13 protein-coding genes are annotated in these 12,849 nt (G+C 60.2%); 8 read left to right on the top strand and 5 right to left on the bottom strand.

Annotated elements, in window-relative coordinates; all coding sequences use genetic code 11:
- Positions 1–843 carry an ABC transporter permease gene (locus FKM97_RS07795; RefSeq protein WP_170240811.1) on the top strand — a complete coding sequence of 281 codons (843 nt, stop codon included), beginning with the start codon at positions 1–3 and terminating at the stop codon, positions 841–843.
- 2 nt (positions 844–845) lie between these two features.
- A complete protein-coding gene (locus FKM97_RS07790; protein WP_144291844.1) occupies positions 846–1,577 on the top strand; it encodes an SDR family oxidoreductase in 732 nt (243 codons plus the stop codon).
- Between the two features lie 133 nt (positions 1,578–1,710).
- Here the strand turns inward: FKM97_RS07790 and FKM97_RS07785 are convergent, their stop codons facing one another.
- Positions 1,711–2,376 carry a GNAT family N-acetyltransferase gene (locus tag FKM97_RS07785; RefSeq protein ID WP_144291843.1) on the bottom strand — a complete coding sequence of 222 codons (666 nt, stop codon included), beginning with the start codon at positions 2,374–2,376 and terminating at the stop codon, positions 1,711–1,713.
- A 219-nt stretch (positions 2,377–2,595) separates the two neighbouring features.
- Here FKM97_RS07785 and FKM97_RS07780 point away from each other — a divergent pair, with 219 nt between their 5' ends.
- From FKM97_RS07780 to FKM97_RS07765, 4 genes are all read left to right on the top strand, one after another.
- Entirely contained in the window at positions 2,596–3,576 is a 981-nt protein-coding gene (locus tag FKM97_RS07780; protein ID WP_144291842.1) for a manganese catalase family protein, read from the top strand.
- A 338-nt stretch (positions 3,577–3,914) separates the two neighbouring features.
- A complete protein-coding gene (locus FKM97_RS07775) occupies positions 3,915–4,097 on the top strand; it encodes a hypothetical protein (RefSeq protein WP_144291841.1) in 183 nt (60 codons plus the stop codon).
- 181 nt (positions 4,098–4,278) lie between these two features.
- Complete coding sequence (blaOXA, locus tag FKM97_RS07770; RefSeq protein WP_144291840.1) at positions 4,279–5,100, top strand: class D beta-lactamase; 822 nt, start codon at positions 4,279–4,281, stop codon at positions 5,098–5,100.
- Positions 5,101–5,252: 152 nt separating this feature from the next.
- Positions 5,253–6,218, top strand: coding sequence for a DMT family transporter (locus FKM97_RS07765; protein WP_144291839.1), 966 nt, complete (start codon positions 5,253–5,255; stop codon positions 6,216–6,218).
- Positions 6,219–6,232: 14 nt separating this feature from the next.
- Here FKM97_RS07765 and FKM97_RS07760 read toward each other — a convergent pair whose 3' ends face one another.
- The 3 genes from FKM97_RS07760 to FKM97_RS07750 all read right to left on the bottom strand — a co-directional run bounded on the left by FKM97_RS07760 (position 6,233) and on the right by FKM97_RS07750 (position 9,160).
- Complete coding sequence (locus FKM97_RS07760; protein WP_246104988.1) at positions 6,233–6,502, bottom strand: hypothetical protein; 270 nt, start codon at positions 6,500–6,502, stop codon at positions 6,233–6,235.
- An 813-nt stretch (positions 6,503–7,315) separates the two neighbouring features.
- Complete coding sequence (gene glnA / locus FKM97_RS07755) at positions 7,316–8,734, bottom strand: type I glutamate--ammonia ligase (RefSeq protein ID WP_144291838.1); 1,419 nt, start codon at positions 8,732–8,734, stop codon at positions 7,316–7,318.
- Positions 8,735–8,821: 87 nt separating this feature from the next.
- A complete protein-coding gene (locus tag FKM97_RS07750; RefSeq protein WP_144291837.1) occupies positions 8,822–9,160 on the bottom strand; it encodes a P-II family nitrogen regulator in 339 nt (112 codons plus the stop codon).
- A gap of 258 nt (positions 9,161–9,418) precedes the next feature.
- Here FKM97_RS07750 and FKM97_RS07745 point away from each other — a divergent pair, with 258 nt between their 5' ends.
- On the top strand, positions 9,419–10,903 hold the full coding sequence (locus FKM97_RS07745) for an NAD(P)H-hydrate dehydratase (RefSeq protein ID WP_281290081.1): 1,485 nt from the start codon (positions 9,419–9,421) through the stop codon (positions 10,901–10,903).
- 40 nt (positions 10,904–10,943) lie between these two features.
- Here FKM97_RS07745 and FKM97_RS07740 read toward each other — a convergent pair whose 3' ends face one another.
- Positions 10,944–11,753, bottom strand: coding sequence for a hypothetical protein (locus tag FKM97_RS07740; RefSeq protein WP_144291835.1), 810 nt, complete (start codon positions 11,751–11,753; stop codon positions 10,944–10,946).
- Positions 11,754–12,365: 612 nt separating this feature from the next.
- Here FKM97_RS07740 and FKM97_RS07735 point away from each other — a divergent pair.
- Complete coding sequence (locus FKM97_RS07735; protein WP_144291834.1) at positions 12,366–12,812, top strand: hypothetical protein; 447 nt, start codon at positions 12,366–12,368, stop codon at positions 12,810–12,812.
- Positions 12,813–12,849: the final 37 nt, after the last annotated feature.

Below are 12,849 nucleotides of genomic sequence, written 5' to 3'. Positions count from 1 at the left end.
ATGTCCGGATCCGAAGGTCTTGGAGGACGCTTCAGCCGCGGCGCCCTCTACGCCTATGTCGGCCTCGTACAGATTCTCCTCCTGGCTCCCATCGCCGCGATCACGCTGGGCTCGCTGACCACCACCCAATATGTGGTCTTTCCGCCAGTGGGACTGACCCTCCAGTGGTATTCGCAAGTCTTCGACCGACCCGAGATGATCGATTCCTTCGGTCTCAGCCTTGGAATTGCCGGTCTTGCCTCGACGGTCGCGGGCCTCGTGGGGCTTGCCGTCTCCATCGCCCTCATCCGGTACCGAACACGGATGAACGTCGTCCTCTGGCTTCTGGTCGTCTCCTCGATGATGATGCCTTCCGTGGTCCTCGGCTTTGGTTTTCTCCAGACTTATACCCGGATTGGCATTGGCGGCACGGTCTTCGCGCTGATCGCCGGCCATATCGTGCTGGTCACACCCTATGCGGTGACCCTGATCGGTGCCGGCCTTCGTCTCGTCAATCCGACCCTGGAAGAGGCTGCTCGCAGTCTGGGAGCCAGCCGCTTGCGCACTTTCCGCCATGTCACGCTGCCGCTGGTCTCCTGGAGTCTCGTGGTCGGTTGGGGACTGGCCTTTCTCGTCTCCTTCAGCGACGCGTCGATCTCAATCTTCCTCAATACGCCAAGGGTCGTCACTCTGCCGGTCCGCATCTTCGATGCGCTGCGTTTCTCGCCCTTGGATCCGCAGCTCACGGCAGTGGCCTCGGGTCTCGTCATCGTGACCCTGATCGTTCTCTTTGCCAGCGCCAGATTCATTAACTTCGACCGGCTCACCCAGCAATCTACCAAGGACAAAACCGAACAGGGCTGACCATGCTTGCTGGAAAGACCGCCATCATCACGGGCGCCGCTTCGGGCTTTGGCGCTGAGATGGTCTCGCAGTTCCTGGCCCATGGAGCCGCGATCGTCGCGGTCGATCGTCAAGTCGGGCGGCAACCAGAGGGCGATCGCCTGCTGCCTGTCCTGGCGGATGTCACGCGAGAGGAGGATGCTGAGCGGATAGTCGAGGCTGCCAAGACTCGCTTCGGCGCCGTCGATATCCTGATCAACAATGCCGGGACCGTTGGTCCGGCCGGCCGCCTGGAGTCCACGTCCCTGGCAGAATTCAACGACCTGTTCCAGGTGAATGTCACCGGCGTATTCCTGTGCTGCCGCGCCGTGCTTCCCTTGTTCCGATCACGGTCGCGGGGAAACATCATCAACATCGCATCCGGCAGCGCGCTACGTCCCCGGGCCGGCGCTGTCGCCTATTCGGCCTCGAAAGGAGCGGTCATCACCATGACCCGAGCGCTCGCCCTCGAAGTGGCGGAGGACAGGGTCCGGGTCAACTGCATTTGTCCTGCGATCTCGCGGACTCCGCTGATCAAGGCCTTCATCGGCGATCACGACGATGCCGAGACCTGGGAACAGATCCGTCAGGGCATCCCCCTGGGACGGCTGGTCGAGCCCGCAGATGTTGCTGCGGCCGCCCTTTGGCTTGCCTCCGACGCCTCATCCATGGTGACAGGCATGTCGCTCCCGGTGGATGGCGGCCGCTGCATATAGGCGCTCAGGACGGGTTACGATGCGATTCACCGGCTCTTCTTACCCGGCGTCAGTCGACAGCATAGCCTTCGAACCCGGTGGCCAACGGCGTTCCAACGATCTGTTCGAAGCCATGGTGTTATTCTCGGCCGCGTCATGAGACAGCCAGTTTACTGCGCTGTTCACCGGTGGCGTCGAAATTCTCCGGCTGCAACCATGCTTCGTATCCTGCCCTGATCTGCGGCCAGTCGCTGTCGATCATCGCGAACCAGGCCGTGTCACGATTGCCGCCTTTGGTGACCATGTGCTGACGAAAGACGCCCTCGAAGGCAAAGCCAAAGCGTTGAGCGGCGCGCTTTGACGGCTCGTTGAGATCGTTGCATTTCCACTCGAAACGCCGATAGCCCAGACTGTCGAAGGCATAGGCGGCAAAAAGATAGAGGGCTTCCGTCGCGATGCGGCTGCGCGCGATGGCGGGGCCCCAAAGAATATTGCCGATTTCGATGACGCCATGCACGGTGTCGATCCGCATCAGCGACTGGCGACCCTCCGCGCGGTTGGTGCGCCGGTCGATCACGGCGAAGAACAGAGGATCCTCTGAGGACGAGGCCTTGATGAGCCAAGGGTCGAAGGCGGCGCCATCCGCAGGGGTTTCCTCGAACAGGTAGCGGAAACGATCATCTGCGCCGGGCTGCCGGGCAGATTCCAGCAAATTATCTCCATGGCGCGCCGGGTCCAGCGGCTCGAGGCGGACATATCGTCCCTCCAGCACCTGTCGTTGCGGACGCGGGACGCCGGTCCAGGAGGATAGATCCGTCATTTCAGGCCTCGGTTCGGGCGGCAGTGACCATGGGCGAGCATTCTGCCCCCCTGCATCTGCTCCAAGCGCATCTCTCTACATGATGACGGGGTTGTCTCACAACGGCCAGCAGGAACTCGGGCTTTCACGCTGGTGAGCGGTGCGATGCGGCTTCCCGTTTCTACAAAGTGGAACTCGTCCCCACAGGGTGAGTTTGCGGATCATCAAGGAGGTCCCTCAATGTTCATGCACAATAAAAGACTGCAATACACCGTTCGTGTGTCCGAGCCCGATCCGCGCTTGGCCTGCATGATCATGGAACAGTTCGGCGGCGCCGACGGCGAGCTCGCTGCCGCCATGCGGTATTTCACCCAAGGGCTGGCTGAGGACGATATGGGCCGCAAGGATATGCTGCTCGATATCGCAACCGAGGAACTGAGCCATCTCGAGGTGATCGGCTCCATCGTCACCATGCTCAACAAAGGCCTGAAGGCACAGCTTGCCGAAGGACAGATGAAGGAGGCTGACCTTTACATGATGGTCGGTGCCAGCGGCGCCTCAGCCAAGCAATCGATCCTCTTCGGCGGCGGACCGGCCTTGTGCGACTCCGCCGGCGTCCCCTGGACCGCCGCCTATGTCGATTCCCGGGGCGAGCCCACGGTCGATCTGCGGTCCAACATCGCGGCCGAAGCGCGGGCCAAGATCGTCTATGAGCGCCTCATCAACATCACCGACGATCCCGGCATCAAGGACGCCCTCGGCTTCCTCATGACGCGCGAGGTGGCGCATCAGAAGTCATTCGAGAAGGCGCTCTACGCCATCGAGAACAACTTCCCGACGGGCAAGCTGCCGGGGATCGCGAAATATGCCAGCATGTATGTCAATACCTCCCAGGGGGAAGGGGACGCCACCGGACCATGGAATTCCGGCGACGAATGGGACCGGGTCGACAATCTCGAAGAGGTCATGCCGGCTGACGACGGCGACGGAATGGCGACCGTGACGCTCAGCTCGAAAGACAAGAAGGTCGCCACACAGATGATGGAACGGACCATGTCCGACACCTCATCCGATCCGACAACCGGTGCCGACCTGGGCGCGGGCCCCGGCGCCGGCCGCACCAAGAATGGCGACATGGGCGGTGCTGCAAACATCCAAGAAGCCCCGGCCCTTGCCGAAGCCGCTGCAAACAAGCAAACGAGTCGGGCAAAACGTACTTGAGACAGCCCATCGGCCCATCAGGGTCCGACTTGATGTCGGAGGTGGCGCCTCGCGCCACCTCCGCGTCTTCCCCTCGGCCGCTCCGCCTGCTGTGGCTCGGAACCCCGGGCCTCGGCGAGCGCCTTCTGGGGAGGAACTATTGCTGCGGTCGTTCGTTTTCATCGAGACAATCACGAGGAAGTTATAGGATGATCAAGCATCTTCTTGTTGCATCACTTTTGAGCGGTTCAGTCGCGCTCATCGGCGGAACAGCATCGGCTGCAGTCTTAACACCAGCCCCAGTGAACCTCTCCACCGTGGAGTCGAACCTCGTACAACCGGTCGCCACGAAGAAGGTCGTGACCAAAAAGAAATACAGGAACGGCAAAGTCGTAACGAAGCGTAAGGTGGTCTACAGCCGAGATCGCTACGGACCACGCTATCGGGCAAAGCGGAATGGGTACGGCCATTATTATCAGGGATACTGGTACCGCACACCTTGGTGGGCAGGGGGCGGACCCACTGTCGTCATCCGACCCTAAGTTTCCTGGCCGCCTTCATCCCGAAGGCGGCCTCATTCATGCCGCCGTCAAATTCCTCGCGCATCATGTCTCTTTTTCGCGAATTGCCTTCTCGGTATGCGGGGCTTCGCCACGACCGCAAGGCTAAAGATTACTCTGAGCCCCCCGTTCAACTGAGCCCCTGCGCACAGCCGTCTCGAAGATGCCTGTGAGGAAGATTTCCCTCAAACTGACTGCCCTTCTCATCCTGCTGGCTGCTCTCTCAATCCCAGCGCAGGCTAAGGAGATCTGTACGATCGTGGCGGACGCTGCCGATGGCAAAGTCCTGATGGAGCAGGGCGATTGCAAAACGAGAGTGACACCCGCTTCCACGACCAAAATCGCCCTCGCCGTCATGGGGTTCGACTCAGGCTTTCTCAAAGATCCTCATTCACCGGAACTGCCCTTCAAGGATGGCTATGCGGATTGGCTCGGGGGTGTCTGGAGGCAGCCAACAGATCCGAAGCGGTGGCTAGAATATTCAGTCGTTTGGTACTCCCGACTTCTTGCAGGTGAACTCGGGACAGAACGTCTGGAGCGTTATGCGTCCGCGTTCGGATTTGGCAATGCGGATTTCTCCGGCGACCCCGGCAAGAGGAATGGCTTGGAGCGGGCCTGGATCTCGTCGTCGTTGAAGGTCTCACCCGAGGAGCAGGTGCAGTTCCTGTGGAAACTGGTCAACCGGACGCTCCCCGTTGCTCCAGGCGTTTTCGACAAGGTGTATGAAACCGTCGAAATGATGCCCTTGCCCGATGGCATGCGCGTCCATGGCAAGACGGGCTCGGCGTTTCCCAGGCGGGTCGACGGCAGTTTCGATCGCGATCATGCCTATGGGTGGTTTGTCGGATGGGGAGAAAAGAATAGTCGGACGATCGTCTTTGCCCGACTTGAACAGGCTGAGGGTCAGGGAACCGGTGGCGGACTCCGCGTTCGCGAGCGCTTCTTGAGGCAGTTGCCGAGCCTGTCGAAGACACTGCTCCGCTAGACCCAGGGCAGGGGCGTTTTGCTCTGGGCCCGCATCCCCAAGCGCGCGAGACCTTCAGACGGAAACTGTGCTAGGCACCTGCGACGCTGCCGCGCCAAGCGCAGCCTGACTATCGTCCAAGCTCTTCCTCATTCTGTTAAGGCTCTTCGGCCATGGCGATTGCGCTTCCTTCGGCTTCCGCTCCTCAAAAGGGATTGGCCAGCGGCGCCACTTTCCTGGTGGGCGGAATTGCCGTTTTTTCGCTGCAGGACATCGCCATCAAATGGATGAGCGGAGATTACCCCGTGCATCAGATCGTGTTCATTCGATCTGTTGCTTCACTGCCTCTCATCATCGCTCTGCTCTATTTCTTGGACGGACGAGCCGGCTTCGCAACGAAGCGAACCGGCTTGGAATGCGTCCGAGCGGCGCTCATGTTCATTTCCTACACCACCTATTATTTGGCGCTCGCAGTCCTTCCAATGGCCGATGCCGTCTCCCTGTTCTACACAGGCCCGATTTTCATCGCCATTTTCTCCGGGCCCTTCCTCAGGGAGCATGTTCGCCCCGTGCAGTGGCTCACGATCCTGGTCGGTTTTGCAGGCGTGGTCATTGTTGCAGATCCGACCGCGGGCATTCTCAACACAGCGGCTGTGCTGGCCGTCTTCTCCGCAGCCGCCTACGCGCTGGGCCAAATCACCGCTCGCAAGCTCGGGACGACGGACTCGGCGGGAACGATGGCGCTGTTCACGACAGGGTTTTATGTGGTTGCGAGCGGTCTGCTCGGCCTCTTCTTCGGCAATGGCTGGATGGCCACAGGGACACCTTCCAATCTTGCCTTCCTCACTCGGCCGTGGATATGGCCATCGCTGACAGACGCAGGGCTCATGCTCGGTTTGGGCGTCATCGCAACGATCGGATTTTACTGCCTGGCCAAGGCCTATTCGGTCGCCCAGCCCAAGGCTGTGACACCCTTCGAATATACCGCCCTCATCTGGGGGTTTCTGTGGGGGTATCTGTTCTTCGGCGAAGTGCCGACGGCCATTCGTTTGACGGGTATCGCTTTGATCGCTCTGGCAGGTGTGATCGTGCTTCTGCAGGGACAACGATCAGGATCTCATCGGCATTTAGAACCCTAGGCATCGGGTTTTTGTCACAGGATGGGAAGAAACCAGGACACCCAACCATGCAGTATGGCGACCGGGAACACGAAAAGCCCGAGAGCCAGAAACCACCAAGCAGCGGTGGTGATGCAGACCACAATATGCGTAACCCAGCCCGCAAGGGCGAACAGACAAATGATGCAGCCGGCAAGGTAACCCGCTGCGTTCAGAGTGGATTTGGATCGTTCTCCGGCCGCGTCACTCCCCATTGCTGGACTGGCGACGGCGTCAAAATTCAGCAAATAATTACCACGGAGCATGTTTCCTCACTGCTTTCAGCGGCTTAAAGACCGCTTTTTGCTTCGTTCTGGGAACGTTGAGGAAAGGTGTGCAAGTAAAATGCCGGGATTGTTTTCTCACCCTGGGTGATGAACAGTGCCGGACGAGGTAAAAGCCCCTTGCAGCGAAATATGCCCTTGATGACGCGCGCTGGCGAGACCAATCCCATAGCCAACTGACAAACACGGCCCGGTCCTGATGGCGGCCGGTCGGGGTGACAATCTCGCAGAAGCGAGGCGCACACCTTTCATGTCTGCAAGCGACGGGCTTCTGATCCAACCTGTGGCGGCCCGCAGTAGGCCCGTCAAAACCGTCAGTCTGGCTCAGAAAGGCCAGTTCGGTAATGGCGCTAATCAGTGAGGTAAGATTTCACCATGAAGAAGAAAATCAGAATTGCCCCGAAGGCCAAAAACTCGACCATGACGATACTCCCCCGCACTCCTCAGCATGATGCGTTAGCAACTGCAACATAAGCAAGTGCATTTTTTGCAGTGCAGCGCATTGCTGCGAATTTAATAGCTCTCGACTCCGGCAATTTTGCGATCGACTAGCGCTGCCGCTCGCGTCCGGTAATATTCGAGACGGTAAAGATCGGTTTCGAATGGGGGCTGCTTGAAACGTTCGAGACAGCGGGGAGGGTGCATCGACATTCGATGAATTTGGAGGAGCGTCATAAAAAAAAGTGGCCCCCACACTGGCCGATTTCGACCAGCGTGGCGACCACATTGTTGACCCAATCGTCAACGTAAGTGGTTGATTTCCTTAGAACCTAAGGAAAGCAACGGGCTACACTCTCAGACAGAGTAATACATGTCATATTCGACCGGGTGGGGCGCCATTTGGAAGCGCTCCTGCTCGGCGCGGCGGATGGCGATATAGGCTTCAATCTGGCCTTCGGTGAATACGCGCCCCTTGGTCAGGAACTCATGATCGGCCTCAAGGGCATCCAAGGCCTCGGTGAGGCTCGATGCGACATGGGGGATCTGCTTCAGCTCCTCAGGAGGCAGGTCGTAGAGATCCTTGTCCATCGGATCGCCGGGATGGATCTTGTTGAGGATGCCATCAAGCCCCGCCATCAGCATGGCCGAGAAGGCCAGATAGGGATTGGCCGCCGGATCAGGGAACCGCACCTCGACGCGCTTGCCTTTGGGGGAAGCGGAATGCGGGATGCGGCAGGAGGCCGAGCGGTTGCTGGAGGAATAAGCCAGCAAGACGGGCGCTTCATACCCCGGCACCAGCCGCTTATAGGAGTTGGTGGTGGGGTTGGTGAAGGCGTTCAGAGCCTTGGCGTGCTTGATGATGCCGCCGATGTAGTAGAGGCACTCCAAGGACAGATCGGCATATTGATTGCCGGCGAAGACCGGCTTGCCCGCCTTCCAGATCGACTGGTGGCAATGCATGCCGGAACCATTGTCGCCGAAGATCGGCTTCGGCATGAAGGTGGCCGTCTTGCCATAGGCATGGGCGACGTTGTGGACGACATATTTGTAGAGCTGCATGCCGTCCGCGATCTTCGTCATCGTCTCGCGGAAAATACCGAGCTCGTGCTGGGCGGCGGCCACTTCGTGATGGTGCTTCTCGGTCTTCACGCCCATGTCGGCAAGAACGGAGATCATCTCGGAACGGATGTCCTGGCAGCTGTCGATGGGGTTTACGGGAAAATACCCGCCCTTCATACGCGGACGGTGGCCGAGATTGCCGACCTCATATTCCGTATTGGTGTTGGTCGGCAGCTCGATCGAATCCAGCTTGAAGGAGCTGTGATAGGGATCGCTCGAGAAGCGCACGTCGTCGAAGATAAAGAATTCGGCTTCGGGTCCGAAGAAGACCGCATCGCCGATCCCGGTCGATTTCAGATAGGCCTCGGCATTCTTCGCCGTGGTGCGCGGGTCGCGTTCATAGGCCTCGCCGGTGGTCGGCTCCAGGACGTCGCAGAAGATGCCGAGCGTCGCCTGGGCGTAGAAGGGGTCCAGATGCGCCGTCGCGGGATCGAGCATGAGCAGCATGTCGGACTTGTCGATCGTTTTCCAGCCGGTGATCGACGAGCCGTCAAAGGCCACCCCCTCGGCGAACATGTCCTCGTCTACCAATCTGGCGTCCATGGTCACATGCTGCAGCTTGCCCTTGGGATCCGTAAAGCGAAGGTCAACGAACTTTATGTCCTTTTCCTTCATGGTCTTCAGCACGGACTCCGCCGTGTGTTCGGTCGTCATAGAAAGTCCCCTTTTTCACTTGTCTTGCAGAGGTATAGTCATCCGGCCCTCTTCCCCGCGGCGGAAGAAGCGAGCCGGCCGATGAGATCAGAGAGCGTCGGTGCCGGTCTCGCCGGTGCGGATGCGGATCGCTTCCTCAACGGTGGTGATGAAGATCTTGCCATCGCCGATGCGCCCTGTCTTGGCTGCATTCTGGATCGCCTCCACTGCCTTTTCGACCAGCTCGTCAGACAGCACCACTTCAATCTTCACCTTAGGCAGAAAATCGACGACATATTCAGCGCCGCGATACAGCTCGGTATGGCCCTTCTGACGGCCGAAGCCTTTCGCTTCCGTCACGGTGATCCCCTGAAGGCCGACCTCCTGGAGCGCTTCCTTCACTTCGTCGAGCTTGAACGGCTTTATGATCGCCTCAATCTTCTTCATACGCCCCGTCCTTGTTCGTTCTTCAGGATTAGCCTCACCATGGGCCCGTGCTCCATGGGAAGCACGCCGCGTTGCAGTGCTCGGCGCATCAGAATGCAGTCGCCGTGCCAGACCGCAAGCCCACATGAAGATTGTTTAGCCTCAGGAGGTTAGCCTATCACTGAAAGGAAGGACTGCAACAGAAGGAAAAAAGCAGCAGGAAGGGACGATTAAAAATTAGGCGAATGCGGCGAAATTAATCAGATGGGAGGGTGTGCTGTGGGACTGGGCTCAGAGCTTCTGACGAATGCGGAAATGCGGGAGGCGGACGCCCGCACCATCGCCGGCGGCGTGAGCGGCATTTCCCTCATGGAGGAAGCCGGGCGCGCTGTCGCCGAGGCGGTTTTGCAAGGCTGGCCCGAAGGAGCGGTCGCAGTCCTGTGCGGGCCCGGCAATAATGGTGGCGACGGCTTCGTCGCTGCGCGGCTTCTGAAGGCGGCCGGTCGGGTCGTCCGCGTCGGATTGCTGGGGTCGCGTGCGGCGCTGAGAGGCGATGCGGCCGCCATGGCTGCATTATGGACCGACCCGGTCGCAGGGGCCGAGGAGCTCGATCTCGGAACCGCGTCGGTGATCATCGACGCGCTGTTCGGCGCGGGCCTCGCGCGCGACCTTGATGGTGCGGCGCGCAGGGTCGTGGAGACCCTCAATGCAAGCGGCCGACCCGTGGTGGCGGTCGATGTGCCCTCCGGCATCGACGGCGATAGCGGCCAAATTCGCGGGGTCGCCGTCAAAGCCGCCGCCACGGTCACCTTCTTCCGCAAGAAACCAGGGCATCTGCTTTATCCCGGTCGCGGCTTGTGCGGGGAGATCCGCGTCGTCGATATCGGTATTGAGGCTGCCGTGCTGAAGACCATCCAGCCCCGCGCCCGGGAAAACGTGCCGGCGCTTTGGCACCCTTCATGGCCAACGCTCGACCCTCTCGGCCATAAATATAGTCGCGGCCATGCGCTGGTCGTCTCCGGACCGCGGCTGCACACGGGCGCCGCACGGCTCGCTGCGAGGGCCGCGTTGAGGGCGGGGGCCGGGCTGGTTACCATGGCGGGCGACGAGGATGCCGTCGGCGTGCTCGCCCACCATCTCACCGCGATCATGGTGACGCAGGCCAATGACGCCAAGGATCTCGAGCTGCAGCTCAGGGACAAGCGTCGCAACGCCGTGCTCATCGGGCCCGCGGCAGGGGTCGGGAGGGGCACTGCGGACAAGGTCATCGCCTGCCTCGCCAGCGGGGCTGCAACGGTGCTGGATGCGGATGCGCTCACGAGTTTTGCAGACCGGCCAGAGGATCTTTTCACTGCGATCAAGGCCCGACCAGATCGGGCCGTGGTGGTGACGCCCCATGAGGGCGAATTCTCACGCCTTTTCGGCAGGTTGTCCGGATCTTCTGATTCGAAATGCAAGGTTGCGGCGAAGGCGGCTAAGGCCTCTGGAGCGATCGTAGTGCTGAAGGGGCCGGATACGGTGGTGGCCGCACCCGATGGGCGCGTGGCGATCGCAGCAAACGCACCCGCGATTCTGGCCACGGCCGGCAGTGGCGACGTGCTCGGCGGGATCATCCTGGGCCTGCTGGCCCAGAAGATGCCGGGATATGAGGCGGCCTGCGCCGGGGTGTGGCTGCATGGGGAGGCAGGAACGGCCTTCGGCCCGGGACTGATCGCCGAGGACCTGCCGGAGATGCTACCGAACGTGCTGAGGCGTTTCGTCTGAGCCCGGGCTGGAGCCTCTTCGCCGCAGCGCCCCAGAGCCGTCACAGCCAGGAAGCATCCCACTTCGAAAGATCGGGAGTGGTTCCGCCCGCAATTTCATGCACAAGCTTCAAGCCCTCTTCCTCCGCCCCCCTTGTGGCCTCGAAAATCTGTTTGCGCCAAAGACCGGGAATAGGCTCGGGCCCGGGTGCCGCTGCATAGCCCTGGCGCACAGTGAAGGGGATGCCCATCTGACTTTGGACCACATTCGTCGCTGCTACGGCCCCGCCGCCTTTCACCAACGAAATTGGCGCACTGTGGAAAGCAGGGGCAGGGTCTGCTATCCTCAACTGGTGAGCGGAGACGCGCCCCCCGAGCGCATGGAGCATCTCATGCACGACCGGATCCGTGTGAACTGGTCGCCCCACACCAAAGTCCTCCGTGAAGTCAAAACCAGAGGCTCTCTCCTTAAGCCCAATGCTATGGCCAAGGCGGTAGAAATTGTTCTCTGTGCCGATTTGGATCGGGAGTGATTTGTATTTCGCCTCATCGAAATAGAGGTTGGCGACATGGGCGAAGAGGATGGAATTGCGACCCGCCTCCGTGACGATGTCGAGGACGGTCCCCGGTGTGAGCCGTCCGTCAGCGGGTCTCGAGCTGCTTCCCTCCAACAGGCCCGCACCGGAGAAGGTCAAATGCCGGGACAGGGCATATCCAAGATTCTGGGTGGGCACGGGGCGCGACAGGGCGACGACAGTATCGATCGCCGACACGTCGCCGAGATGGGCAATGAAGCTTCCGCTCGGGAGCTGAACCTGACGGTAATTGGGATAGTCGGTAAAATTAACGTTCCCGCTATCGAGCAAAGGCATGTCGCCACCAGAAGCTGACAGGCTGGTCGTTGAGCACAGGGGAGACACAACCTGGGATTGAATTCTCTGGTGATGTCGCGCATAATCGAGGCGAGACTGGGGCAGCATGTTTCAATGCGACCGGCTTCCTAAATGTCGCCCACATCCGCATGATGCCGTCAGCCTGGGTGGATTCTCAAAACCAGGAACCCATCCCATTGGTATTTCTAAGTATTTTAAAAGTACGGTGGTTCCGATGTACAGCAGTTCGAACTACGTCCAAGCCTCGCATAGCGGGGTTCTCTACCCGGTCCTGCGCGCCGATGCCGAGACATTGACCCAGATCGTCTCATCCGCAAAACCCGGGGTGGTGGGGGACGTGGCGGCGTTCTTCAGCAGGACACTGAAGTTTGGCGGCGCTGACCTGTTGAACAGCTCGAGCCTTGCGCCGGCGCATGGCTATGCGGACGGCCCCATCACGCCGCAGGGACTGATCCCGACACTCACCAAGTTTTACGAGAGCTCGCCGACCTTCCAGTCGGTGGTCAATCGCTTCATGTCTGAACCACAACAGCTGCAGGTCCATTTCAATGCCGACGCGGGGAATGTCTTTCATGGGGGTTGGGGGTGGTCGTGTTCGGACAAAACCAAAAAGGACACTCCTACTTCACCGCCGAATACAAGGAGGTGCCCTTCCAATCGACGGACGTCGTGGTCCATGAAATGCTGCACGCCATGGGCAGCCCCGGGATCTCGAGCCTGAGCCGCTTTCAGGATCCAAATCTCAAGATCGGCTGGCGCGCCTTCCTCGTCGGCGGAGAGACTGTGCTCGGAACCAATGTGATCCACCACGAAGCAGCGGCGCCCCATATGGCGCGGATCGGATATGCCAATCCGCGGATGGCTGCGGACGGGCTTCCCGCGATCCTGGAGCCGACGCTCGATGTCAATAATTGCCCAAGAGCCGACCAGGAGAATTTGCATCTCATCCGAGGGGTAGCGGCCGGAACCTTCCCGGTTCTGGAGGAGTGGGGAGGGCCGTTTACCAACCTAACCTTACCGCCGGAGACGTGGATGTAGCGAGATTGGCGACGCGGTTGGGCCTCACCAAAACTTG

The organism is Rhodoligotrophos appendicifer (assembly GCF_007474605.1).
Classification (GTDB): Bacteria; Pseudomonadota; Alphaproteobacteria; order Rhizobiales; family Im1; genus Rhodoligotrophos; species Rhodoligotrophos appendicifer.
Note: the sequence above shows the minus strand (reverse complement) of the source record. Positions and strands in the feature narration are given on the sequence as shown.